Consider the following 23,504-nt stretch of genomic DNA (forward strand, 5'->3'; position numbering starts at 1 on the left):
TGTCCACGGACCGGCGCCCGTCGAGGCCCGAGGCCCCCGGCGGCTAGGCTGCACCCCGTGAAGGTCCTCGTCATCGGCGGCGGCGCCCGCGAACACGCCCTGTGCCGCTCTCTCTCCCTCGACCCCGATGTCACCTCTCTGTACTGCGCCCCCGGCAACGCCGGAATCGCGGAGGTGGCCGAACTGCACCCGGTCGACGCACTCGACGGTGACGCCGTCGCGCGCCTCGCCACCGAGCTGGGCGCCGAGCTGGTGGTCGTCGGCCCGGAGGCACCGCTTGTCGCCGGTGTCGCCGACGCCGTGCGCGCCGTCGGCATCCCCTGCTTCGGCCCCTCCCGTGAGGCCGCCCAGCTGGAGGGCTCCAAGGCGTTCGCCAAGGACGTCATGGCCGGTGCCAACGTCCCGACCGCCCGCAGCTACGTCTGCACGACGCCCGCCGAGATCGACGAGGCACTCGACGCCTTCGGCGCTCCGTACGTCGTCAAGGACGACGGCCTCGCGGCCGGCAAGGGCGTCGTCGTCACGGACGACGTCGAAGCCGCCCGCGCCCACGCCCTGGCCTGCGACCGTGTGGTCATCGAGGAGTTCCTCGACGGCCCCGAGGTGAGCCTCTTCGCGATCACCGACGGCACCACGGTGCTGCCCCTCCAGCCCGCCCAGGACTTCAAGCGCGCCCTGGACGGCGACGAGGGTCCGAACACCGGCGGCATGGGCGCGTACTCCCCGCTGCCGTGGGCCGACCCGAAGCTGGTCGACGAGGTCATGCAGACCGTCCTGCAGCCGACCGTGGACGAGCTCCGCCGGCGGGGTACGCCGTTCTCCGGGCTGCTCTACGCGGGCCTCGCGATCACCTCGCGCGGTGTACGGGTCATCGAGTTCAACGCCCGCTTCGGCGACCCGGAGACGCAGGTCGTCCTGGCCCGGCTCAAGACCCCGCTGGCCGGGGTCCTGCTCGGTGCGGCCAACGGCACCCTGGACGTCGTGCCCGCGCTGAACTGGCGCGACGACGCCGCGGTCACCGTGGTCATCGCCTCGCACAACTACCCGGACACGCCCCGGACGGGAGACCCGATCGAGGGCCTCGCGGATGTGGCGGCCAAGGATGAACCCCACGCGTTCGTCCTGCACGCCGGCACCCGGCAGGACGGCGACACCGTCGTCAGCGCCGGAGGCCGTGTGCTCTCGGTCACGGCGACCGGCAAGAACCTCGCGCAGGCCCGGGACCGGGCCTACACGGCGCTCGGCCGGATCCGGCTCGACGGTTCCCAGCACCGTACGGACATCGCGCGCAAGGCCGCCGAGGAGGCCTGACGCCTCCCGCAGCCCCGTCGGCCCGTGCCCGGCGCTCCCTCCGGAGGCGCCGGGCACAGGCGTGTCCGGAGGCCCCGCGAAGGGCCCGGGGGTGCGGTCCCGTATCACCGGAGCACAGTTCACCGGCGCGTCAGCAGCTTTGCCCAAAGCCATTCCATCGGGTGACGACTCGGCCATCCGGATGACGCCCGCCGGGGCCCCAACTAGGGTGCGGCGCAAGCGTTCCGGCACTTGGCCCACCGGCATTGCGATGTCGGTGCCGGGTGCCACAGTGGGGGAGTGACCAACACCGTCGCGGGGGCAGAGGGGGTGACGTCCAGCCGTGTCCGGTACCGGTTCGGTTGAGGAGCTGGGTGCGCACGCAGCGCGGGCCAGGGCCATGGCTCTGCTGCGCATCCGCAGCAGAGCCACCGCGCTGGCGATCCTGCCGGCGGGCGCGGCCGTCGTGCTGCTCGTCGCCCAGGCACAGGGGCGCATCGGCGGGGGCGTGTGGTCGACGGTGAGCTGGGCTGTCACGGTCTGCGCCGTGGTGGTCCTGCTGATCGGCGCGGGGGTGGCCGTCGCGGTGGCGCGGGCCAGGCCCGCAGTCAGTCCGACCGTGCCCCTCACGGAGGCGGCGGCCCCCGATCTCTACCGGCTGGTCCGCGACCTCGCCGACCGGCTCGACGTCCCGGCGCCCTCCGCCATAGCGCTGACCCCGGACTGCGACAGCTGGCTGGAGGACCGTACGCACCCCGCGACCCAGCCGAAGGCCAAGGATCTGGCCCGGGAGCTGACCGGTGCCGGGCGCGGCCGTCGTGTCCCGGCAGCCCCGGTGCTCGTCATCGGCTCCCCCTTCCTGTGGTGGATGCGGGTCGCCGAGCTGCGGGCGGTGCTCGCCCCGGTCGTCGCGGGCACCGGCCCCTCCGCGCACCCCGACATAGCCGCCGCCCGCCGCTTCGTCCGCGGTCTGGACGCCGCCGTCGCCGACGCCGACCAGCCGGGCCGGGGGCGCGTACGCGGGATTCCCGCGGCCTTCGTGGGGTGGGTCGCCCGGCTGATGCTGCGCGGGTGTCGCGGTCACGCCGCCGAGATGGAGCGCTGCGTCGCCGCCGCGGCCTCGGGGCGCGCCCAGGGTGTGGACTACGGGCTGCGCATCGTCGCCCAGGAACAGGTCGGCCTGGCGTACGCCGGCTGGGACCGGCTGCTGACCCGGGTCGCCCTGCCCGCCTGGCGGATGGGCCGCTGGCCCTCCCGGCTCGACGCGGGCGTCGTCTCCGCGCTCACCGAGCTCTCCCGGCGCGACCGGCTGGCCGACGGCTTCACCTCCCGGCTGGGGGAGCGCCCCGCCTGCGATCTGATCGAGGAGCCCGGCGCGGCCGACGAGGCGGCCTCGCTGCTCGCCGCGCGGCTCTTCCACGGCGGTCCGGCCGAGGCGGGCCCCGGCTGGTCCCCGGTGGACTGGCAGCAGTATCCGGAAGAGGTCGTGGACCGGAAGTGGCGTACGGAGGCCGCCCGCCTGCACCGCGTGCTCGACGCCCTGGGGGTGGCCGCGAGCGTCTCCGTGGGCGGGCCCGCCCAGGGTGCCGACGGCTCCGCCGTGCCCACGCTGGCACGGGTCATAGACCACCTCGCCGCACCGGGCGCCAACAGTGAGGCGCTCGCGGCCGGGATCGGCGCGGCCGTCGCCCGCGACGAGGCGAGCGAGGCGCCGCGTCCACGGACCGGCGGCTCCGACGGCTCCCCGGCGGCGACTCCGCCCGCCGCCGGCGACCCCCTCGACCTCTGGGGCCCCGTCCCGCTTCCGCTCTTCCCCCTCCAGCCGCCGCGCACGGGCACCGAGCTGCTCGCCGACCATGTGGTGGCGATGGTCTGCTGTGCGGCCGTGGACACGGCCGGAGCCGCCCCGGGCCTCGACTGGCTCGACGGCCCCGCCCTGCTGGTCGACGGCGGACGCAGGTCGGACCTGGGCGCCCCCGTGCTCAGCCTCGTCGAGGACGGCGACGCGGAGCCGCTGCGGACCTGGCTCACCGCGGTGGGCGTGCGCACGGACAAACCCGTACGCCTGGGGTGACGGCGGACGAGCGCCAGTTGCACGACCGTACGTCCATACAGGCGGCGAAATGTCCCGGATGTGCGCCTGATACCCGGAAGATTTCGCTCCGCTCACGCCAATTCGCGACGAACGGTGACGGAGTGCGTGCGTTATGTGATGTGCTGTGAAGAGGCGCCGGCATCCGACGCCCTACAGCTGTCGGGGACGAGGGAGGGGAGCGGGATGGGGGCGGATCAGATCCGGCGATGGGAATCCGGTGCCCTCGCGCACGCCGTGAGCGACCCCTTCGGGCAGGGCCCGCTGCCCTGGCTGCGCGGCAGCGAGAACTACTTCGACGACACCGGCCAGGTCGTCCCCTGGTACGCCGCTCCGGAGCTGGGCCGCAGCGGAACGGGCGGCGGCACGCGCACCGCCGACGACGTGCACCAGCAGATCAAGGGCTTCGCCTCGCCCGGCGCCGCGGCCCCCGGCGAGGCCATCGACTTCCACATCACCGTGGACCCGCCCCAGCAGTTCTCCGTGGACGTCTACCGCATCGGGCACTACGGGGGCGACGGCGCCGCGAAGATCACCACCAGCCCGCGTCTCTCCGGCATCGTCCAGCCGCCGCCGCTGACCGCCGAGCGGACGGTCTCCTGCCACCACTGGTGGCTCTCCTGGCGCTTGCAGATCCCCAGCTACTGGTCGGTCGGAGCGTATGTGGCCGTCCTCACCACCGCCGACGGATACCGCTCGCACGTCCCCTTCACGGTGCGCGACGACCACCCGGCGGACCTGCTGCTCCTGCTCCCGGACATCACCTGGCAGGCGTACAACCTCTACCCGGAGGACGGCCGTACGGGGGCCAGCCTCTACCACGCCTGGGACGAGCAGGGCCGGCTGCTGGGCGAGGAGGACGCCGCCGCCACCATCTCCTTCGACCGTCCCTACGCCGGCGCCGGCCTCCCCCTCCACGTCGGCCACGCCTACGACTTCATCCGCTGGGCCGAGCGCTACGGCTACGACCTCGCGTACGCCGACGCCCGCGATCTGCACGCCGGCCGCGTCGACCCGAGCCGCTACAGGGGCCTGGTCTTCCCCGGCCACGACGAGTACTGGTCGGTGCCCATGCGCCGCACCGCCGAGCTCGCCCGGGACACCGGCACCTCGCTGGTCTTCCTCTCGGCCAACACCATGTACTGGCAGGTCGGGCTCGGCCCGTCGCCCTCGGGCGTCCCCGACCGTCTGCTCACCTGCCGCAAGCGCCGGGGCCCCGGGAAGCCGGCCCTGTGGCGCGAGATCGACCGGGCCGAACAGCAGCTGCTGGGCATCCAGTACGCCGGGCGGGTCCCCGAGCCCCATCCTCTGGTCGTGCGGAACGCCGGGCACTGGCTCTGGGAGGCCACCGGAGCCGGTGAGGGCGACGAGATCGACGGCCTGGTCGCCGGCGAGGCCGACCGCTACTTCCCGCGCACGACGCTGCCCGAGCACGAGAACCGCATGCTGCTCGCGCACTCCCCGTACGCCGACGGCGACGGGGCCACCCGGCACCAGGAGACCTCCCTCTACCGCGCCCCGTCGGGCGCGCTCGTCTTCGCCTCGGGCACCTTCGCCTGGTCCCCGGCGCTGGACCGGCCCGGCCATGTCGACGCCCGGATCCAGCGGGCCACGGCCAACCTGCTCGACCGGATCTGCAAGCGGGACTGACGGGGCCTCGCCCGGATCGCGCACGGGCGAGCCTCCGGGGCCCGGGACCGGCGAGCGGCAGTCGAGAGACCACGCCTCCGGATCGCGAGCGGGCCGGGACCGGCAAGCGGAACCAGGAGGCGTACGGGCGGCTCGCCGTCCGTGAGGGTTCCCGGGCCCGCCCACCCCTGTCCACCTGGCGACCCCTGTCGGCGCGGCCTCTTCGCATGCGGGACAATCGGAACGACTCCTGGATCAACCTACGCGGAGGCAGCGTGTCCGGTTTCGTAGAAAAGCCCGAGCCTGTGCAGGTGCCGGGGCTCACCCATCTGCACACCGGCAAGGTGCGCGACCTGTACAGGAACGAGGCGGGCGACCTCGTGATGGTCGCCAGCGACCGCATCTCCGCGTACGACTGGGTCCTGCCCACCGAGATCCCGGACAAGGGCCGCGTGCTCACCCAGCTGTCGCTGTGGTGGTTCGACCAGCTCGCCGATCTCGTCCCCAACCACGTGCTGTCGACGGACCTTCCGGCCGGTGCGCCCGCCGACTGGGCGGGCCGTACCCTGATCTGCCGTTCGCTGCGGATGGTCCAGGTCGAGTGCGTGGCGCGCGGCTATCTGACCGGCTCCGGCCTGATCGAGTACGACGCGAGCCGCACGGTCTGCGGCCTCGGTCTCCCCGAGGGCCTCGTCGACGGTTCCGAGCTCCCTGCGCCGATCTTCACCCCGGCCACCAAGGCCGCGGTCGGCGATCACGACGAGAACGTGTCGTACGAGGAGGTCGCCCGCGAGGTCGGCCCCGAGACCGCTGCCCTGCTGCGCCGGACGACGCTGGACGTCTACGCCCGGGCCCGGGACATCGCCCGTGAGCGCGGGATCATCCTGGCCGACACGAAGTTCGAGTTCGGCTTCGCACCCACCGCCGACGGCGGCGAGGAGCTGATCATCGCGGACGAGGTGCTGACCCCGGACTCCTCGCGCTTCTGGCCGGCCGAGACCTGGGAGCCGGGCAGGCAGCAGCCCTCGTACGACAAGCAGTTCGTGCGTGACTGGCTGACCTCGCCGGCCTCCGGCTGGGACCGCCACAGCGAGCAGCCGCCCCCGGCGCTCCCGCAGGAGATCGTCGACGCGACCCGGGCCAAGTACCTGGACGCGTACGAGCTTCTGACCGGCACCAGCTGGCCGGCCCAGGGCGTGTGACGGCGGAAGGCCCCGGTCCTGGGGACCGGGGCCTTCCTGAGTGGAGCGAACGACGAGGTTCGAACTCGCGACCTCAACCTTGGCAAGGTTGCGCTCTACCAGCTGAGCTACGTTCGCACTGCGCCGAAGCGCGATGCCTACTATACCCAACCTCTCTCCCGTGCGAGACGCACTGCCGCATGACGGTTCTCCGCACCGAGTTTGGAGACCGCGGCCGACAGGTAGTTGCGCACCGTGCCCTGGGACAGGGAGGCGCGCTCGGCGATCTCGGCCACGGGCGCCCCGTCCGCCGCCAGCTCCAGCACCTCGGCCTCCCGGGCGGTCAGCGGGGAGTCCCCGGCGGAGATGGCGTCGGCGGCCAACTCCGGGTCCACATAGCGGTTTCCCGCATGCACGGCGCGGATGATCTCGGCGAGCCGCCGGGCGCTGAGTGTCTTCGGCACGAACGCCCGGACGCCCGCTTCGAGGGCCCGCTTCAGATGGCCGGGCCTGCCGTGACTCGTCACGATCATGGTCCGGCAGCCGGGCAGTCCGGTCCGCAGCGATGTGGCGACCTTCACACCGTCCGCCCCGGGCATCTCCAGGTCGAGGACCGCCACATCGGGCCGGTGCGCCAGCGCCATCGCGAGTGCCTCGGGCCCGGTCGCGGCCTCGGCGACCAGCACGATGTCGTCCTCCAGTGCGAGCAGCGCGGCCAGTGCGCCGCGGATCAGGTGCTCGTCGTCGGCGAGGAGGACCCGCACGGGGCCCCGTCCGGTGGTCATGCGGTGCCGTCCTCACGGCCGGCGGGACGAGCGGGGGAGCGGTCACGGTCCGGCAGCGGCACCCGTGCCGTGAGCCGGAAGCGGTCCGATCCGGGGACCGGGCCCGCCTCGAGCGTGCCGTCGTGCGCGGCCAGCCGCTCCCGCAGACCGGCCAGCCCCGTTCCGGGCGCCGGGCGGCGACCGGCGTTCCCGCCCGCGGGCCCGGCCGGTTCGGGCACACCGTCGTTCTGCACCATCAGAACCACCTCCTGGGTTCCCCCGGGCAGCTCCGCCGTCGAGAGGCGGATGGCACAGCTCCGGGGATCGCCGTGCCGCAGTACGTTCGTCGTCGCTTCCCGCACCACCCATCCCAGGGCGGACTGGACGTCTCCGGGGAGCGCTGTGCTCAGGTCGTCGCCGACGCCGTGGACCGTGCAGTCGATCCCGGCGGCCTTCAACACGCCCAGCGCGCCTTCCAGTTCGGTGCGCAGGCCGGCCTCCCGGTAGCCGCGCACGATGTCGCGGATCTCGCGCTGGGACTCCTGCGCGATCCGCTGGACCTCGGCCATCTGCGACACGGCCTCGGGCCTTCCGCGCTCGGCGAGCTGGACGGCGAGTTCGCTCTTCAGGGCCATCACCGCGAGGTTGCGCCCCATCACGTCGTGCATGTCCCGCCCGAACCGCAGCCGTTCCTCCGCGACCGCGACGCGGGTCTCCAGTTCGCGGGCGGCGTCCAACTGCCGTACGACACCGGCCAGCCAGGCCGAGAAGACGTACGTGGCGACGAACAGCGCTCCCGCGGCGGAGACGCCGGTGAAGTTCAGCCAGGTCTGCCGCCATCCCATGCCCAGCGCCGCCGTGAAGACGGAGGTGCCGGTGGCCGCGCCGAGCACCAGCCACACCCGTGCGCCCGTGGTCGGCAGACCGAGGGAGAGCGAGCCCAGGCCGAAGGCGGCGAATCCCATCAGCAGGACGCCGAAGTCGTCCGTCTCGGAGATCGCCCCGGTGTCGAGGAGCAGGACACACGCCAGGAGGCAGGCGCCCGTCAGGGCGGCGGCGGCCGCGGTCAGGCGGACCGGGTTCTCCCGGTGTCCCAGCCGCAGGTCGAGTCCCCTGGAGGACATCACGGCGCACATGGCGGAGTGGGCGAGGAGCAGCAGGAACAGCCAGACGTCGGAAGGCCGCCGGTCGCCGAAGAGAAGGGGCACGGCCAGCCCCCCGAACTCGATGCCCGCCATCATCTGGAAGGTGGCGCGCGTGTAGAGCTCGACCTTCGCCGTGTCGGTCTTCGTGGCCCGCCCGGCCCGAAACGCCTTCGGCCGGGCCCATCGCCGTATCTCCCCCGGCCGCCGGCCCGTCGTCACCTCTGCCATGTCCCCAGCCTCCCCTTGCGCCGTTCGTACCCCCTGCGGTGACTCCGCCGGACCGCCGCCCGCTCGCGGTACGGGGGCGTGGCCCAGCGCGGACCGTACCGCCATCGGGGCGGGCCGGTCCTTCAGCGGCTCGGACGCGGGGGTCCTTCCGGCTCCGTCCGTGCCGGGCGGGGCGAAGAGCTCACCCGGTGCCGCGGAGCACGAGATCCCGCTCACTGCCTCGTGGCCGCCCGCGCGACGCCGTCGTACCGCGTCGACGACGAGGGCGGCGCGGGTTTCCGGGAGGGGAATGCCGTCGCTGGTCATGTCTCCAGACTTCCGTCGGAGCACGGCCGGGGGCAGTGCGCGCCGTCATCACTGCTCATGACAAACGTCATGGGAATCAGCGGAAACGCCAAAAGCCCCGGTCGAAAATCGACCGGGGCCTTTGAATCAAGAGCGGACGACCAGGTTCGAACTGGCGACCTCAACCTTGGCAAGGTTGCGCTCTACCAACTGAGCTACGTCCGCATTGCTGCCACTCGGCTTTCACCGGTGGAGCGCTCACTACTCTACCTGATCCACTGAGTGGATCGGTAAGGCAGTGCAGAGCGGGTGACAGGAATTGCACACTGCGCCTTCCCCCTGGAAGGGGGATGTTCTACTACTGAACTACACCCGCACGCTGCGTCGGACCCGGCTTTTCGGCCTTGCCCTTCGGCGTGCTCCAGACTCTAGCCGACCAGCGGGGGTGTTGTGCAAGTCGGCTCCCCGGGGCGTCGCCCCGGGGGTCCCGTCCACGGGAAACCGGAAGAGAACATTCCGGGCGTCACCTTCAACTGGCGGCCTGGAACGCCTCGTAGACCTTCTTGGGGATCCGGCCGCGGGCCGGCACCTCCATCCGGTGCGAGCGGGCCCACGCGCGCACGGCCGCGGGGTCGGGCGCGAGCGAGGTGTGGTGGTACGACACCGGCGCCTTGCCGCGCTTGCCGGTATTTGTCTGCTTTCGGCCGGCCGCCACGTACGGAGCCAGTGTCTTGCGCAGTTTCTTTGCGTTGGCGGGATTGAGGTCGATCTCGTACGACTTCCCGTCCAGGGCGAAGGTGACCGTTTCCGCCGCTTCTCCCCCGTCGATGTCGTCGGAGAGCGTCACCACTACACGCTGAGCCACGGATATCGGTCCTTTCCTGCGGCACCGTCGCGTCTGACATGCGCTGATGCCGGCCTTCCGGCGGCTGGGCGGATACGGATCGACGGGTGTCGACTGTTCCGGGGCAATCGTGCTTTCCCCGGTATTCATTTGTACAGCGGCGGGAGGCGCATTGTGAAGCCCGCTCAATTACATCCGCGTGTTGCCTCCGTGTGCCTGCGTGCAATCCGGGTGAAGATTTTTTTCCTGGGCTTTCCCTGTGTGTTGTCCGGGTCCGTTATCACGGCGTGATCGGAGGTGCTCGATATCTACCCGCGTAGAATTTCTGGCCAGGTACGCTGAGTGGACCCGCGGGGATCTGGGGAACCCCTCGGAGACACAGCCGCACCACACCACCGGGAGTGCCAGTGGCACGCGTCGTAGTCGACGTCATGCTCAAGCCGGAGATCCTCGACCCGCAGGGACAGGCTGTGCAGCGCGCACTGCCCCGTCTCGGCTTCGACGGAATCGCGGACGTTCGTCAGGGAAAGCGTTTCGAGCTCGAGGTCGAGGGGCCGGTCGACGATGCCGCCCTCGCCCGTATTAACGAGATGGCGGAGACCTTCCTCGCCAACACAGTCATCGAGGACTTCACCGTCAAGGTGGAGGAGGAGAAGTGACCACCCGTATCGGAGTCGTCACTTTTCCCGGCACGCTCGACGACCAGGACAGCCTCCGGGCCGTGCGGATCGCGGGTGCCGAACCCGTATCCCTCTGGCACCGCGACAAGGACCTCCACCAGGTCGACGCGGTGATCCTGGCGGGCGGATTCAGTTACGGCGACTATCTGCGCGCCGGCGCCATCTCGCGTTTCTCGCCGGTGATGGAGACCGTCATCGCGCAGGCGAAGGCCGGCATGCCGGTCCTCGGTATCTGCAACGGTTTCCAGATCCTGACCGAGGCACACCTGCTGCCCGGCGCGATGCTGCGCAACAACCACCTCCACTTCATCTGCCGCGACCAGAAGCTGCGGGTGGAGAACGCGGAGACGGCCTGGACCTCGGACTACACGGCGGGCCAGGAGATCTCCGTACCGCTGAAGAACGTGGACGGCCGGTACACCGCCGACGAGCGCACGCTCGACGAGCTGGAGGCCGAGGGCCGCGTCGCGTTCCGCTACGCCGACGTCAACCCGAACGGCTCGCTGCGCGACATCGCCGGCATCACGAACGCCGCGGGCAACGTCGTCGGTCTGATGCCGCACCCGGAGCACGCCGTCGAGCCGCTGATCGGCACCGGTCGCACCGACGGCCTGGGTTTCTTCACCTCGATCATCAAGAAGCTGGTCAACGCATGAGCCTGGACACGGTCAAGCACGCGGCCGAAACCCCGGACGCCGGACAGCCCTGGAAGGAGCTCGGCCTCAAGGAGGACGAGTACGCCCGGATCCGCGAGATCCTGGGCCGCCGTCCCACCGGCGCCGAGCTCGCCATGTACTCCGTGATGTGGTCCGAGCACTGCTCCTACAAGAGCAGCAAGGTCCACCTCAAGCAGTTCGGCGAGAAGGTCCCCGAGAACGACGCCATGCTCGTCGGGATCGGCGAGAACGCCGGTGTCGTCGACGTCGGCCAGGGGTACGCGGTCACCTTCAAGGTCGAGTCGCACAACCACCCCTCGTACATCGAGCCCTACCAGGGCGCGGCCACCGGCGTCGGCGGCATCGTCCGCGACATCCTCGCCATGGGTGCCCGCCCGATCGCGGTCGTCGACCCGCTGCGCTTCGGTGCGGCCGACCACCCCGACACCCGCCGGGTGCTGCCGGGCATCGTCGCCGGCATCGGCGGCTACGGGAACTGCCTCGGCCTGCCGAACATCGGCGGCGAGGTCGTCTTCGACGCCTGCTACCAGGGCAACCCGCTGGTCAACGCCGGCTGCATCGGTGTGATGAAGCACGAGGACATCCACCTGGCCCAGGCCTCCGGGCCCGGCAACAAGGTGATCCTCTACGGCGCCCGCACCGGCGGCGACGGCATCGGCGGCGTCTCCGTGCTGGCCTCGGAGACCTTCGACGACACCAAGCCCACCAAGCGCCCCGCCGTGCAGGTCGGCGACCCGTTCCAGGAGAAGCTCCTCATCGAGTGCACCCTGGAGATCTTCAAGGAGAAGCTCGTCGCGGGCATCCAGGACCTCGGCGGCGCCGGGCTCTCCTGTGCCACCTCCGAGCTGGCCTCCGCGGGCTCCGGCGGTATGCGCGTCGAGCTGGACACCGTGCCGCTGCGCGACTCCTCCCTCTCGCCCGAGGAAATCCTCATGAGCGAGTCGCAGGAGCGCATGTGCGCGATCGTCGAGCCGCAGCACGTGGACCGCTTCATGGAGATCTGCGAGAAGTGGGACGTCATCGCCACGGTCATCGGTGAGGTGACCGAGGGCTCGCAGCTGGAGATCTTCTGGCACGGCGAGCGGATCGTGGACGTGCCGCCGCGGTCCGTGGCCCACGAGGGCCCGACGTACCACCGGCCGTTCGCACGCCCCTCCTGGCAGGACGCCCTCCAGGCCGACGACGCCGGCAAGCTGGCCCGTCCGGCGAACGGCGCGGAGCTGCGCGAGCAGGTCCTCAAGCTGGTCGGCTCCCCGAACCAGGCCTCCAAGTCCTGGATCACCGACCAGTACGACCGCTTCGTGCAGGGCAACACCGTGCTCGCGATGCCCGAGGACGCCGGCATGGTCCGGATCGACGAGCAGTCGAACCTGGGCGTGGCCATGGCGACCGACGGCAACGGCCGGTACGCCAAGCTCGACCCGTACACGGGCGCCCAGCTCGCGCTGGCCGAGTCGTACCGCAACGTCGCCGCTTCCGGCGCCAAGCCGCTCGCGATCTCGGACTGCCTGAACTTCGGTTCGCCCGAGGACCCGGACGTCATGTGGCAGTTCGCCGAGGCCACGCGTGGTCTCGCGGACGGCTGCCTGGAGCTGGGCACCCCGGTCACCGGCGGCAACGTCTCGCTGTACAACCAGACCGGGGAGACGGCGATCCACCCGACGCCGGTCGTCGCGGTGCTCGGTGTGATCGACGACGTCACCCGGCGCACGCCGGTCGCCTTCGCCCAAGAGGGCCAGCTGCTCTACCTCCTGGGCGACACCGCCGAGGAGTTCGGCGGCTCGGCGTGGTCCGAGGTCGTCCACCAGCACCTGGGCGGTATGCCGCCGAAGGTCGACCTGGGCCGCGAGAAGCTGCTCGCCGAGATCCTCATCTCGGCCTCCCGCGACGGCATGATCGACGCGGCGCACGACCTCTCCGACGGCGGTCTGATCCAGGCGGTCACCGAGTCCTGCCTGCGGGGCGGGAAGGGTGCCCGGCTGGTGGTCCCGGACGGTCTGGACGCGTTCACCTTCCTGTTCTCGGAGTCGGCCGGCCGTGCGGTCGTCTCGATTCCGCGCAGCGAGGAGCTCCGCTTCAACGACATGTGCGGCGCGCGGGGTCTGCCCGTCGCCCGCATCGGTGTCGTGGACGGCGAGGAGATCGAGATCCAGGGCGAGTTCAGCATTCCGCTGAGCGAGCTGCGCACGGCGCACGAGGGGACCCTGGAGGGTCTGTTCGCCTGAGTCACCCGCCGCTTGTGGCGAGCCCCCGTCCGGTCGAACCGGACGGGGGCTTCGCGATTCCGGCCCCCGACTTCCCTTCGAGGAGGCTGTCGGTACCGGCTGATAGCTTGAGGAACGTTGCGCAGGGGGCGCACGGGGGGACGGGCATGGACGATTCACGCGGTGCGCAACCGGAGGGCGAGCCCCGGCCGTTGCCCGAGCGCGGGCGCGGGCGCGACGTGGTGAACAAGCTGCTGTGCGTGCTCGCCGTGGTCGGCATCGGGCTGAGCATCTGGGCCTTCGTGCAGGAGTTCATCGACCTCCGCGACAGGGACGAGAGCCGTGGGCGCATCACCGAGGCGTGCGGTGGTCTCATCGATCCCGACCCCGTCCTCGGGCTGAACGGCGGCGGGATCGACCGGGTCAAGATCTCCGACGAGTACGAGACCGATCTCGCCGAGCGGTCCAGCGGCTGCCTGGTCTACAGGGTCGGAGAGCCGGGAACGACCTACGGGCACTTCTCGATGGCCGTCCTGCGGCGCTCGGCGGAGCCGGAAGCCGACGAGACCGAGGCGGACCGGACGGAGATCGACGAGACGAGCGACGAGCCGTTCCGCCGGCCGTACGGCGACGAGGACAGGACCACCGGGCCCGTCCTGAACCACGCCCTCCCGCATCCGCTGGGCGACGGCAGGCTGGGCGAGTACGACGAGTACAAGGTGACGGCGCGGGCGCTCTGCGAGAAGGGCGGAGCCCTCTCCTCCATAGAGGTGTCGGCTGTCGCCCAGTACGACGAGCGCGTCACCCCCGAGGACCGGCGCACGCTCGCCGTTCTCGCCCGCCAAGGGGCGGACCGGGCCGCAGGGCGGACGGGATGCCGGGCCGAGCTCCCGGAGCTGCCCGCCACACTCGCCGCGCCCGCGACGGAGTTCGGAGCCCCGGCGAGCACGGGCGGCACCTGCGCCTGGTACCAGCGCTTCCTCGCCACCGAGGAGCGCGGGCAGCTCCCCGACAGGGCGCTGGCCGCCCCGGCGGGGAAGGCGAGCGACCACGACGCCTGTCTGCTGACGGTGGGGGAGAAGGAGACCCGCAGGATCTATCCGGGCTTCGTGAAGACCTCGGACTATCCGCAGTCGCTGGACAACGTGCTGACGTACTTCCCCTGGTGGGTGAAGACCGAGACCTATGTCGGCGACGGGACGCGAGGGCTGCGCACCGCGCACTTCAAGCAGCCGACCGAGCTCACCCCGGGCACGGCGGGCACCGACTCCGGGCAGATCTGGTGGGCCTCCTCGGTCTGCTCCGGCCGGCCGGCCCTGCACGTGATGTGGGTGTCCTATCCGTACGACCGGATAGCCGCCGACCGGCTGCGGACGCTCTTCAGGGCGTACGTCGACGACGCGACGGAGCGACGGGGCTGCACCGGCACCGTCCACCCCGACGCGGCGGACTTCCCCAAGAGGTGAACGGGCGGCGGGCCGGTGGCCGGTGGCCCGCCCGGAGCGCGGGGGCACTGTCACAGGCGCCGGTTAGTCTCGCCCTCATGCCACCGGCCAAGAAGCGCCCTCGCGCCTACGACCTCGCCCGGACACGGACCGCCGTCCTGGCCCAGTTCGCCCACGTACGGGAAGCCGTCCGGTCCCTGACGCCCGAGCAGCTCGCCCTGCCGGGGCTGGGGGAGTGGACGGTGCGGGAGCTCGCGGCGCATCTGACCATGGCCCTGGGCCGGGTGAGCGGGGCCGTGGAGCTCCCGGTGCCGGCCGGGGGGCCCAAGCCGGAGACCGCGCTGCTGGAGTGGCCGTTCTCCACCGCCCGGAGGGCCGCGGGAATCGCCGACTCCACCCGGCAACTCGCCGCGGAGCGGCCCGACCTGGACGCGCTCTACGAGGAGACGGAGGCACGGTTCAGGGAGCTGGTGCCCGCCGGTTTCGACGACCGGCTGGTGACGGCCGGGGCGGGGACGATGCGGCTGGGCGACTTCCTGGTCACCCGCACCGTCGAGCTCGTCGTCCACACCGACGACCTCCACCGGGCGACAGGCCTCGACATCCCGTACGACCGCCAGGCGCTCGCCGCCTGCACCCGGCTGCTCGCCGACGCGCTGGCGGACAAGGCGCCCGGCGGCTCCGTCGAGGTGCGCGTCCCGCCCTTCGCCGTCGTCCAGTGCATCGGCGGCCCCAAGCACACCCGGGGCACACCGCCCAACGTCGTGGAGACGGACCCGCTCACCTGGATCCGGCTCGCGACCGGTCGTGCGCGGTGGACGGAGGCGGTCGAAGCGGCGCAGGTCAGCGCGAGTGGTGAGCGGGCCGACCTCGCCCCGTTGCTGCCGCTGTTGGGCTGAGGGGGAACCGGATCGACCGGTCGATCCGTCCCAGGGCCATGCGCAAACAACGTATGGCTGTCAGCGTCCTGGCCCTTCTCACTCTTGCCGCCTGCGGCACGGAGTCGGGCTCCGGAGCGGGATCCGGAGACTCCGAGTCCGGCGACGGCAGCGGCACCGTACGGACCGAACTGCCCCTGACGGGTGTCCACTGGAACGTCTCGTCCCTGACCGTCGGCGGCAGGAAGACCGCTGCTCCGGAGGGCGCCCACGTCGAGATCGGATCCGAGGGGAAGGCGACCGGCAATCTGGGCTGCAACCGCTTCTCCGCCGATGTGCGTGTCGACGGCACCGCCGTGACCGTTGGGCGGAGCACGACCACGGGCATGGCGTGCGAGAAGGAGGTCCAGCGGTTCGAGACGGCGCTGGGCGGCGTGCTCGGCGGGAAGCTGGAGGCCGCGGTGGCCGGCAGTGGGGACGCGAAGACACTGACCCTGACCACGGCGGAGGGCGACTCCATCGCCCTGACGTCCGAGCCCCCGGCCCCGCTCGCCGGTACCGCGTGGAAGGTCACCGGGCTGGTCTCCGGAAGCACCGCCTCCTCCCTCCCCGCGGGCACGGAGGACGAGGCGCGCCTCACCTTCGCCGAGGACGGCTCGGTGGAGGGGAGCCTCGGCTGCAACTCGTTCCACGGCAAGGCGGCGGTCTCCGGCTCCACGATCACCTTCGGTCCGCTCGCCTCCACCAGGAAGATGTGCCCGGGACCGCAGATGAAGCTGGAACGCGCGCTGCTCGCCGCGCTGGAGGGGAAGACGGAGTACGTCGTCGATCACCGCACCCTCTCGCTCACGGCGAAGAGCGGCGAGGGGCTCACCGCGGCGGCCACGGCGGCCGAGGACTGACCACCGGCGCCGCCGGAGGCGAGCGGGAGCACCCGGGGCGCCCCGGGTGCTCCCGCTCGGCCCGGACCGGGCCGCCCGTCTCAGTTCCGGGCAGCCCCGGCCGCCCGGAACTGGGCCGGCCGGGGCTGACCGACGCCGAGGGCAGCCCAGGTCCTCGGCCGTCCCCGGTCCCGGCCGTCCCCGGTCCCGGCCGTCCCAGGGGCCGGGCGCCCCGGGACGGGTGGCTCAGGAGGCCGTCGGATACGGGAGCAGGCCCGCGTTCGTCTTCTCCCACGACGCCCGCAGCTCGGCCAGCAGTTCGGGCTCGGCCTTCGCCCGGTCGGCCTGCTCGCGCTGGTCCTCGCTCAGCTGGAAGAGCTGGTCGGCCCCGCTCTTCCCCCTGTAGTACTTCCAGTCGCCGCGCCGCAGCGCCCGCTCGCCGCGCACCCGCCAGAACAGGTCGCGCTCCTTCGGCCTCTCGTCCCGCAGCAGGTATCCGGCGAGGCTGACGCCGTCCAGGGCGTAGGCGGGGTCGGGCCGCGCACCGCCGAGCTCCAGCAGGGTCGCCGTCCAGTCGGGCGAGAACACCGGGAGGTCGCTGACCTGGTTGCCGTTGATGCGAGCGGGCCAGCGCAGCACCGACGGGACCCGGATGCCGCCCTCCTGGAGCGAGCTCTTGTTGCCGGACAGAGGCCAGTTGTACGAGAAGCGCTCGCCGCCGTTGTCGCTGGCGAAGAAGACGAGTGTGTCCTCCTCCTGGCCCGATCGCTTCAGGGCCTTCAGCACCTGGCCGATCGAGCGGTCCAGGTCCTCGACCATCTCCGTGTACTTCTCGACCGAGCCGCCGTCGGCGTTCCAGAGCGCCGACCTGTCGCCGGCCTTGATCCGGCGGACGATCTCGGCGCTGGCCTCCGTGTCGCCGTCGGCGATCCACGGCCAGTGCGGGGTGGTGAAGTTCAGGTTGAGCAGCCACGGCTTCTCGTGGTCGCGCTGCACGTATTCGCTCGCGCGCTCGGTGAGGACCCGGGTGTAGTAGCGCAGGTCCTTGTATTCGGCGTCGCCCTCGTACAGGTCGTACTCCCCGGCCAGGCCGAGCTTCGAGTAGTACTCCAGCGCCCCGCCGAAGTTCCCGAAGAACTCGTCCCAGCCCGACTTGGTCGGGCTGTAGTCCGGCAGGTAGCCGCAGTGCCACTTGCCGATCAGCGCCGTCGAGTAACCGGCGCCGCGCAGCAGGGACGCCAGCGTCGGGTGGGTCGGTTCGAGGCCGACGGACTTGTCCGCGATGGGCTCGGCGAGCCCGCCCTTCGTACGCCCCGGGTAGCGGCCCGTGTAGAGGCTGAACCGGGTGGGGGAGCAGGTCGCGGACCCGGAGTAGGCATCCGTGAAGCGGACGCCCTGCCGTGCGAGCGCGTCCAGGTTGGGGGTGCGGATGTGCGGGGCGCCGTAGGAGGAGAGATCCGCCCAGCCGAGGTCGTCGCCGAGGATGAAGAGGATGTTGGGGCGGCGGGCGTGCTTGCCGCGGGCGGCCCGGAAGGGCTGCTCCCGCGTCGCCTCCCCGGCCGCCGCGGCTGCCGGAGAGGCTGCCTGTATCCCGACGGCGGCGGTGGCCGCCGTCGCGCCGACGGCCGCGGTGAAGGCGCGGCGGCTCAGCGGCACATCGGGGGACTTGTCCGTACTGACGTTCGAATCACGAGAGGGCATGAGGTCTCCTGGGCGGGCCTCGGGCGCCGGAAGGAGCGGTGCGCGAGGGAGAGGGGCACGACGGAACCCGCCGGAGACGGGCGTACGCGGACGCGCACCCGGTCATGAGCGGGCGGAAAGGAGGGTGGAACGGAAGCTCCGCGGAACGGGAGTTCTGCGGAGCGGAAGCTCTACCGAGGCCGGGGAAGGGCCCAGGAGCGTGACAGCTCAGGCGCGGCGACAGATGGCGCTCGCGACACGTCCCAGATCGACGTGGCGGCGCTCCACGAGCGTGACCGAATGATCACCGAGGGGCTGCATGAGGCAGGAGCCTGCCAACAGGCCATGACCGTGTCAACGGTGATCTCGAAGTACGGACGCCCGTCCCGGGACCGGACACCGCCATGGGAGCGCGGCCCAGCCCGAACCCGCACCCCAGCCCGGACCCGCACCCCAGCCCGGACCCGCACCCCGGCCGACGCCCCCACCGGCTCGCGCGGCCCAGCCCGGACCCGGCCCCTCGGCAACGCCCGTAACGGCTCGCGCGATCCGCCCCCGCCGGCTCGCGTGGTCCACGGACCGGGATCGCGGGCCGGTCCTGGACCGGACCAAGAGCGTTCCGGACCGGCCGAGTGGCCCTCCGCGGCGGTCCGCGGACCTCCCCGCACGGGCCGCCCGGTGTGAGGCTCGACACGAAACGAGCGTTCGGCAACCCCTCGCCCGCATCCGGCCCCGGCTCACCGAGCGCCACGAGAGCCTCCGCACGGGCGCCGGACCGCCGGGGCCCCGGACCCCCCGGTAACCGCCGCACATCCCCGCAACGAACGTCCTGCGGGGGTCCGGAGCACGGAGACGGGAACGGGCCATGATCACCCGGAGTGATCGAACCGAACAGCCCGCGGTACCTGTGGAAACAGCCCCGGAGGCACGGCCGCACCGGTCGAAGGACCCCTGTCGGGCGGTCACCCAATTCGGACCGGTGGTCGATCTCGCCTACACTCGGTGCCGTGCCTCGTGGTGATGGACGACTCAACCACGACCTGCTCCCCGGAGAAAAAGGCCCCCAGGACGCTTGCGGCGTCTACGGTGTCTGGGCTCCGGGCGAAGAGGTCGCCAAGCTCACCTATTTCGGACTGTATGCCCTGCAGCACCGTGGACAGGAGTCCGCGGGCATCGCAGTGAGCAACGGGTCCCAGATCCTGGTCTTCAAGGACATGGGACTGGTCTCGCAGGTCTTCGACGAAACGTCTCTGGGATCGCTCCAGGGCCATATCGCGGTCGGTCATGCCCGCTACTCCACCACCGGTGCCTCGGTGTGGGAGAACGCGCAGCCGACGTTCCGTGCCACCGCGCACGGCTCGATCGCCCTGGGTCACAACGGCAACCTGGTCAATACGGCCCAGCTCGCCGAGATGGTCGCCGACCTTCCCCGTAAGGACGGTCGCGCCACCCAGGTCGCGGCGACGAACGACACCGACCTGGTGACCGCCCTGCTCGCCGGACAGCGGGACGAGAATGACAAGCCGCTCACCATCGAGGAGGCCGCCGCAAAGGTGCTCCCCGAGGTCAAGGGCGCCTTCTCGCTCGTCTTCATGGACGAGCACACCCTCTACGCCGCCCGCGACCCGCAGGGCATCCGCCCGCTGGTCCTCGGCCGGCTGGAGCGTGGCTGGGTGGTGGCCTCCGAGTCCGCCGCCCTCGACATCTGCGGCGCCAGCTACGTCCGTGAGATCGAGCCGGGCGAGCTCGTCGCCATCGACGAGAACGGTCTCCGCACCTCCCGCTTCGCAGAAGCGAAGCCCAAGGGCTGTGTCTTCGAGTACGTCTATCTGGCCCGCCCCGACACCGACATCGCCGGGCGGAACGTCTACCTCTCCCGTGTGGAGATGGGCCGGAAGCTGGCGGCCGAGGCCCCCGTCGACGCCGATCTGGTCATAGCGACGCCGGAATCCGGAACCCCCGCGGCCATCGGCTACGCCGAGGCGAGCGGAATTCCGTTCGGGTCCGGACTGGTCAAGAACGCCTACGTCGGCCGGACCTTTATCCAGCCTTCACAGACCATCCGCCAGCTGGGCATCCGTCTCAAGCTGAATCCGCTCAAGGAAGTCATCAAGGGCAAGCGCCTGGTGGTCGTCGACGACTCGATCGTCCGCGGCAACACCCAGCGCGCCCTGGTCAGGATGCTCCGCGAGGCGGGCGCCGCCGAGATCCACATCCGGATCTCCTCCCCGCCCGTGAAGTGGCCCTGCTTCTTCGGCATCGACTTCGCGACGCGCGCCGAACTGATCGCCAACGGCATGTCCGTCGACGAGATCGCCACCTCCATGGGGGCCGACTCGCTCGCGTACATCTCGCTCGACGCGATGGTCGAGGCGACGACGATCGCCAAGCCGAACCTGTGCCGCGCCTGCTTCGACGGTGAATACCCGATGGAGCTCCCGGACCCGGAGCTGCTCGGCAAGCAGCTGCTGGAGACCGAGCTGGCGGCCGGCCCCGCCGCCACCGCGGCGGCCGACGCGCTGCGTCGTCCGTGACCCGGACCGACCGGCCACTTCCCCACCAGCCCCGTATTCCCACACGAAAGAACCCGGGCAATGTCTGAGACAACAGGTGCTTCCTACGCTGCGGCGGGCGTCGACATCGAAGCCGGTGACCGTGCCGTCGAGCTGATGAAGGAGTGGGTGAAGAAGACGCAGCGGCCCGAGGTCGCGGGCCTCGGCGGCCTCGGCGGTTTCGCCGGCCTGTTCGACGCCTCGGCGCTCAAGCGCTACGAGCGTCCGCTGCTCGCCTCCGCCACCGACGGCGTCGGCACGAAGGTCGACCTGGCCCGGCAGATGGGCGTGTACGACACCATCGGCCACGACCTCGTGGGCATGGTCGTCGACGACCTGGTCGTGTGCGGCGCGGAGCCGCTCTTCATGACCGACTACATCTGTGTCGGCAAGGTGCATCCCGAGCGTGTCGCGGCCATCGTGAAGGGCATCGCCGAGGGCTGCGTCCTGGCGGGCTGCGCTCTGGTCGGCGGCGAGACGGCCGAGCACCCGGGTCTGCTGGGCGCCGACGACTTCGACGTCGCGGGTGCGGGCACCGGCGTGGTCGAGGCCGACCGGCTGCTGGGCCCGGACCGTATCCGTAAGGGTGACGCCGTGATCGCGATGGCGTCCTCCGGTCTTCACTCCAACGGGTACTCGCTCGTGCGCCATGTGGTCTTCGACCGCGCCGGCTGGACGCTCGACCGCCAGGTCGAGGAGTTCGGCAGGACGCTCGGCGAGGAGCTCCTGGAGCCCACCAGGATCTACTCCCTGGACTGCCTGGCACTCACCCGCACGACCGAGGTGCACGGCTTCAGCCACGTCACCGGCGGCGGCCTGGCCAACAACCTGGCCCGGGTGATCCCGGACGGTCTGCACGCCACCGTGGACCGTGCCACCTGGACGCCCGGCGCCGTCTTCGACCTGGTCGGCAAGGCCGGACAGGTCGAGCAGCTGGAGCTGGAGAAGACGCTCAACATGGGCGTAGGCATGATCGCGATCGTCCCGGCCGACTCCGTGGACGCGGCGCTGACGACGCTGGCCGACCGGGGTGTCGACTCCTGGGTCGCCGGTGAGATCACCGAGCGTGGGGACCACGCCACGGGCGCCGAGCTGACCGGAAGCTACGCACGGTAGGACACCGTCACCACCGGCCCGGCACTTCGGCGGGCCGGTGGCGGCCGGAGTGCCGCGTGGCCCATGGTCCCGCAGGCTCCGTCCGTTCCGGACCGGGACAGCACAGAACCCGGTCCGGGCAGGCCCGGACCGGGTCGATGTGTCAGCGCGAGGTCAAGCGCCGCGGCGCTGTGACGACGGACCGGACTGTTCGTCCTCGTCCGCGTCCTCGTCGTCGTTGTACAGATCCGCGTACTGTGCGTACGGGTCATCTTCCTCGTCGTCGTCCTCGAACGGCTCGGCGTTCGGTGGTTGACTCGAAGGCGATGCGCCCAGCTCATTGGCCAGACGCGACAGGTCAGTCCCGCCGCTGCTGTACTTCAGCTGGCGGGCGACCTTTGTCTGCTTGGCCTTTGCCCGGCCGCGCCCCATGGCTCGACCCCCTCGGTGACGGGGCTCGACGGCCCCAGAGTCTTGACACGCGTTCATGTTTCAGGACGGACTCTCAGCAGAGAGACCGCGCCCGTGGCTTTAACGGTACCTGCTTCCTCGGCCATACGGTACGCCGCCCGCATCACGTGCCTCCGTGCAGGACCGCGGAGGAGCCCGTCCTCGCTGGTCACACCCGATTTTAACCTCTTGTGGACGGCCGACCCGCCGACCGGAGTGAGTCTTGTCTCCCCACGGCCGGCGGACCGTCCCCCGGCCGTGCGGAGGCCCCCGGTCACCGGGCCGGACGCACGGTCCGGTGACGGGGGGCCGACGGTGCGGTGACGCGTCAGCGACGTCGGGCTTCGGCCATCCGCTGCTCGGCGATGCGGTCGGCCGCCGCGGCCGGCGGAATCCCGTCCGCCTTCGCACGTGCGAATATGGCCAGCGTGGTGTCGAAGATCTTCGACGCCTTCGCCTTGCACCGGTCGAAATCGAAACCGTGGAGCTCGTCGGCCACCTGGATCACGCCACCGGCGTTCACCACGTAGTCGGGTGCGTACAGAACCGATCGGTCGGCAAGGTCCTTCTCCACGCCCGGGTGCGCGAGCTGGTTGTTGGCCGCGCCGCACACCACCTTCGCCGTGAGCACGGGCACGCTCGCGTCGTTGAGCGCGCCGCCCAGTGCGCACGGGGCGTAGATGTCCAGGCCCTCCGTGCGGATCAGCGCGTCCGTGTCCGCGGCCACGGAGACCTGGGGGTGCAGATCGGTGATCCGGCGTACGGACTCCTCGCGCACATCGGTCACCACGACCTCGGCGCCGTCGCTCAGCAGGTGCTGGACCAGGTGGTGCCCGACCTTGCCGACGCCCGCGACACCGACCTTGCGGCCGCGCAGCGTGGGGTCGCCCCACAGGTGCTGGGCGGAGGCGCGCATGCCCTGGAAGACGCCGTACGCGGTGAGGACCGAGGAGTCGCCGGCGCCGCCGTTCTCGGGGGAGCGGCCGGTGGTCCAGCGGCACTCCCGGGCGATGACGTCCATGTCGGCGACGTAGGTGCCGACATCACAGGCGGTCACGTAGCGCCCGCCGAGCGAGGCCACGAACCGGCCGTAGGCGAGGAGCAGTTCCTCGGTCTTGATCCGCTCCGGGTCGCCGATGATGACGGCCTTGCCGCCACCGTGGTCGAGGCCGGCCATGGCGTTCTTGTACGACATGCCGCGCGAGAGGTTCAGCGCGTCCGCGACGGCCTCCTCCTCGGAGGCGTACGGATAGAAGCGGGTGCCGCCGAGGGCGGGGCCCAGGGCGGTGGAGTGGAGGGCGATGACGGCCTTGAGGCCGGTGGCACGGTCCTGGCAGATCACGACTTGCTCGTGGCCCCCCTGATCCGAGTGGAACAGGGTGCGCAGGACGCCGTCGGTCACATCGGTCACTGTGGTGACTCCCAAGTACGAAGCGGCGGATGACCCTCCTGAAGGTGGGGAGGGCCGCGGACCGGCCGGCACCCGGCCGGTCCGACTGGGCAA

General features: G+C 71.4%; 19 protein-coding genes and 3 tRNA genes. 12 read left to right on the plus strand and 10 right to left on the minus strand.

The window, feature by feature from the left end; genetic code table 11:
• Positions 1–57 precede the first annotated feature (57 nt).
• The 4 genes from purD (at position 58) to AMK10_RS27835 (ending at position 6,213) form a co-directional block, all read left to right on the plus strand.
• Positions 58–1,311 (plus strand): phosphoribosylamine--glycine ligase, encoded by a 1,254-nt coding sequence (gene purD / locus AMK10_RS27820; protein ID WP_073750893.1) that lies wholly within the window; start codon positions 58–60, stop codon positions 1,309–1,311.
• Between the two features lie 322 nt (positions 1,312–1,633).
• A complete protein-coding gene (locus tag AMK10_RS27825; RefSeq protein ID WP_073750894.1) occupies positions 1,634–3,364 on the plus strand; it encodes a hypothetical protein in 1,731 nt (576 codons plus the stop codon).
• Between the two features lie 204 nt (positions 3,365–3,568).
• Positions 3,569–5,032 carry a N,N-dimethylformamidase beta subunit family domain-containing protein gene (locus AMK10_RS27830; protein ID WP_073750895.1) on the plus strand — a complete coding sequence of 488 codons (1,464 nt, stop codon included), beginning with the start codon at positions 3,569–3,571 and terminating at the stop codon, positions 5,030–5,032.
• A gap of 254 nt (positions 5,033–5,286) precedes the next feature.
• The gene (locus AMK10_RS27835; RefSeq protein ID WP_073750896.1) at positions 5,287–6,213 is read left to right on the plus strand and encodes a phosphoribosylaminoimidazolesuccinocarboxamide synthase; all 927 of its coding nucleotides are present in this window, start codon (positions 5,287–5,289) and stop codon (positions 6,211–6,213) included.
• Between the two features lie 41 nt (positions 6,214–6,254).
• Here the strand turns inward: AMK10_RS27835 and AMK10_RS27840 are convergent.
• The 6 genes from AMK10_RS27840 to AMK10_RS27865 all read right to left on the minus strand — a co-directional run bounded on the left by AMK10_RS27840 (position 6,255) and on the right by AMK10_RS27865 (position 9,479).
• A tRNA-Gly gene (locus AMK10_RS27840) sits at positions 6,255–6,330 on the minus strand.
• 23 nt (positions 6,331–6,353) lie between these two features.
• Positions 6,354–6,977: a response regulator transcription factor gene (locus AMK10_RS27845; RefSeq protein ID WP_073750897.1), complete on the minus strand. Its 624-nt coding sequence runs from the start codon at positions 6,975–6,977 to the stop codon at positions 6,354–6,356.
• A complete protein-coding gene (locus AMK10_RS27850) occupies positions 6,974–8,329 on the minus strand; it encodes a sensor histidine kinase (protein WP_079180898.1) in 1,356 nt (451 codons plus the stop codon). The genes AMK10_RS27845 and AMK10_RS27850 overlap by 4 nt, the downstream gene beginning before the upstream one ends.
• A 437-nt stretch (positions 8,330–8,766) precedes the next feature.
• A tRNA-Gly gene (locus AMK10_RS27855) sits at positions 8,767–8,839 on the minus strand.
• A 79-nt stretch (positions 8,840–8,918) separates the two neighbouring features.
• Positions 8,919–8,990, minus strand: a tRNA-Gly gene (locus AMK10_RS27860).
• Between the two features lie 153 nt (positions 8,991–9,143).
• The gene (locus AMK10_RS27865) at positions 9,144–9,479 is read right to left on the minus strand and encodes a histone-like nucleoid-structuring protein Lsr2 (protein ID WP_198959799.1); all 336 of its coding nucleotides are present in this window, start codon (positions 9,477–9,479) and stop codon (positions 9,144–9,146) included.
• A 386-nt stretch (positions 9,480–9,865) separates the two neighbouring features.
• Between AMK10_RS27865 and purS the strand changes: the two genes are divergently transcribed.
• From purS to AMK10_RS27895, 6 genes are all read left to right on the plus strand, one after another.
• On the plus strand, positions 9,866–10,117 hold the full coding sequence (gene purS / locus AMK10_RS27870) for a phosphoribosylformylglycinamidine synthase subunit PurS (RefSeq protein ID WP_033296931.1): 252 nt from the start codon (positions 9,866–9,868) through the stop codon (positions 10,115–10,117).
• Positions 10,114–10,794 (plus strand): phosphoribosylformylglycinamidine synthase subunit PurQ, encoded by a 681-nt coding sequence (gene purQ, locus AMK10_RS27875; protein ID WP_073750899.1) that lies wholly within the window; start codon positions 10,114–10,116, stop codon positions 10,792–10,794. The genes purS and purQ overlap by 4 nt, the downstream gene beginning before the upstream one ends.
• Positions 10,791–13,040, plus strand: coding sequence for a phosphoribosylformylglycinamidine synthase subunit PurL (purL, locus tag AMK10_RS27880; RefSeq protein ID WP_073750900.1), 2,250 nt, complete (start codon positions 10,791–10,793; stop codon positions 13,038–13,040). The genes purQ and purL overlap by 4 nt, the downstream gene beginning before the upstream one ends.
• Positions 13,041–13,186: 146 nt before the next feature.
• Positions 13,187–14,485: a hypothetical protein gene (locus AMK10_RS38275; RefSeq protein ID WP_241839692.1), complete on the plus strand. Its 1,299-nt coding sequence runs from the start codon at positions 13,187–13,189 to the stop codon at positions 14,483–14,485.
• A gap of 77 nt (positions 14,486–14,562) precedes the next feature.
• A complete protein-coding gene (locus tag AMK10_RS27890) occupies positions 14,563–15,363 on the plus strand; it encodes a maleylpyruvate isomerase family mycothiol-dependent enzyme (protein ID WP_073750901.1) in 801 nt (266 codons plus the stop codon).
• A 53-nt stretch (positions 15,364–15,416) separates the two neighbouring features.
• The gene (locus tag AMK10_RS27895) at positions 15,417–16,244 is read left to right on the plus strand and encodes an META domain-containing protein (RefSeq protein WP_382564607.1); all 828 of its coding nucleotides are present in this window, start codon (positions 15,417–15,419) and stop codon (positions 16,242–16,244) included.
• A 225-nt stretch (positions 16,245–16,469) separates the two neighbouring features.
• Here AMK10_RS27895 and AMK10_RS27900 read toward each other — a convergent pair whose 3' ends face one another.
• Complete coding sequence (locus AMK10_RS27900) at positions 16,470–17,924, minus strand: sulfatase family protein (RefSeq protein WP_073750905.1); 1,455 nt, start codon at positions 17,922–17,924, stop codon at positions 16,470–16,472.
• Positions 17,925–18,131: 207 nt separating this feature from the next.
• Positions 18,132–18,224, minus strand: a complete 93-nt coding sequence (locus tag AMK10_RS38755) for a putative leader peptide (protein WP_354006217.1) — start codon at positions 18,222–18,224, stop codon at positions 18,132–18,134.
• 686 nt (positions 18,225–18,910) lie between these two features.
• On the opposite strand from AMK10_RS38755, the gene purF reads away from it, so the two are divergent.
• Both purF and purM read left to right on the plus strand, forming a co-directional pair.
• The gene (gene purF, locus AMK10_RS27905) at positions 18,911–20,437 is read left to right on the plus strand and encodes an amidophosphoribosyltransferase (RefSeq protein WP_073750907.1); all 1,527 of its coding nucleotides are present in this window, start codon (positions 18,911–18,913) and stop codon (positions 20,435–20,437) included.
• Positions 20,438–20,497: 60 nt separating this feature from the next.
• Positions 20,498–21,571: a phosphoribosylformylglycinamidine cyclo-ligase gene (purM, locus tag AMK10_RS27910; RefSeq protein WP_073750909.1), complete on the plus strand. Its 1,074-nt coding sequence runs from the start codon at positions 20,498–20,500 to the stop codon at positions 21,569–21,571.
• Between the two features lie 153 nt (positions 21,572–21,724).
• On the opposite strand, the gene AMK10_RS27915 is transcribed toward purM, so the two are convergent.
• Positions 21,725–21,982, minus strand: a complete 258-nt coding sequence (locus AMK10_RS27915; protein WP_073750911.1) for a DUF3073 domain-containing protein — start codon at positions 21,980–21,982, stop codon at positions 21,725–21,727.
• Between the two features lie 346 nt (positions 21,983–22,328).
• Complete coding sequence (locus AMK10_RS27920) at positions 22,329–23,411, minus strand: Leu/Phe/Val dehydrogenase (RefSeq protein WP_073750913.1); 1,083 nt, start codon at positions 23,409–23,411, stop codon at positions 22,329–22,331.
• Between the last annotated feature and the right edge of the window lie 93 nt (positions 23,412–23,504).

The sequence above is a fragment of the Streptomyces sp. CB02058 genome (assembly GCF_001905505.1).
Classification (GTDB): Bacteria; Actinomycetota; Actinomycetes; order Streptomycetales; family Streptomycetaceae; genus Streptomyces.

Coding starts and splice junctions, on each gene's coding strand:
- AMK10_RS27845 (WP_073750897.1), bottom strand. CDS start 6,977: ATGACCACCGGACGGGGCCCCGTGCGGGTCCTCCTCGCCGACGACGAG.
- AMK10_RS27850 (WP_079180898.1), bottom strand. CDS start 8,329: ATGGCAGAGGTGACGACGGGCCGGCGGCCGGGGGAGATACGGCGATGG.
- purM (WP_073750909.1), top strand. CDS start 20,498: ATGTCTGAGACAACAGGTGCTTCCTACGCTGCGGCGGGCGTCGACATC.
- AMK10_RS27890 (WP_073750901.1), top strand. CDS start 14,563: ATGCCACCGGCCAAGAAGCGCCCTCGCGCCTACGACCTCGCCCGGACA.
- AMK10_RS27895 (WP_382564607.1), top strand. CDS start 15,417: ATGGCTGTCAGCGTCCTGGCCCTTCTCACTCTTGCCGCCTGCGGCACG.
- AMK10_RS27915 (WP_073750911.1), bottom strand. CDS start 21,982: ATGGGGCGCGGCCGGGCAAAGGCCAAGCAGACAAAGGTCGCCCGCCAG.
- purL (WP_073750900.1), top strand. CDS start 10,791: ATGAGCCTGGACACGGTCAAGCACGCGGCCGAAACCCCGGACGCCGGA.
- AMK10_RS38755 (WP_354006217.1), bottom strand. CDS start 18,224: ATGCAGCCCCTCGGTGATCATTCGGTCACGCTCGTGGAGCGCCGCCAC.
- AMK10_RS27830 (WP_073750895.1), top strand. CDS start 3,569: ATGGGGGCGGATCAGATCCGGCGATGGGAATCCGGTGCCCTCGCGCAC.
- AMK10_RS38275 (WP_241839692.1), top strand. CDS start 13,187: ATGGACGATTCACGCGGTGCGCAACCGGAGGGCGAGCCCCGGCCGTTG.
- AMK10_RS27900 (WP_073750905.1), bottom strand. CDS start 17,924: ATGCCCTCTCGTGATTCGAACGTCAGTACGGACAAGTCCCCCGATGTG.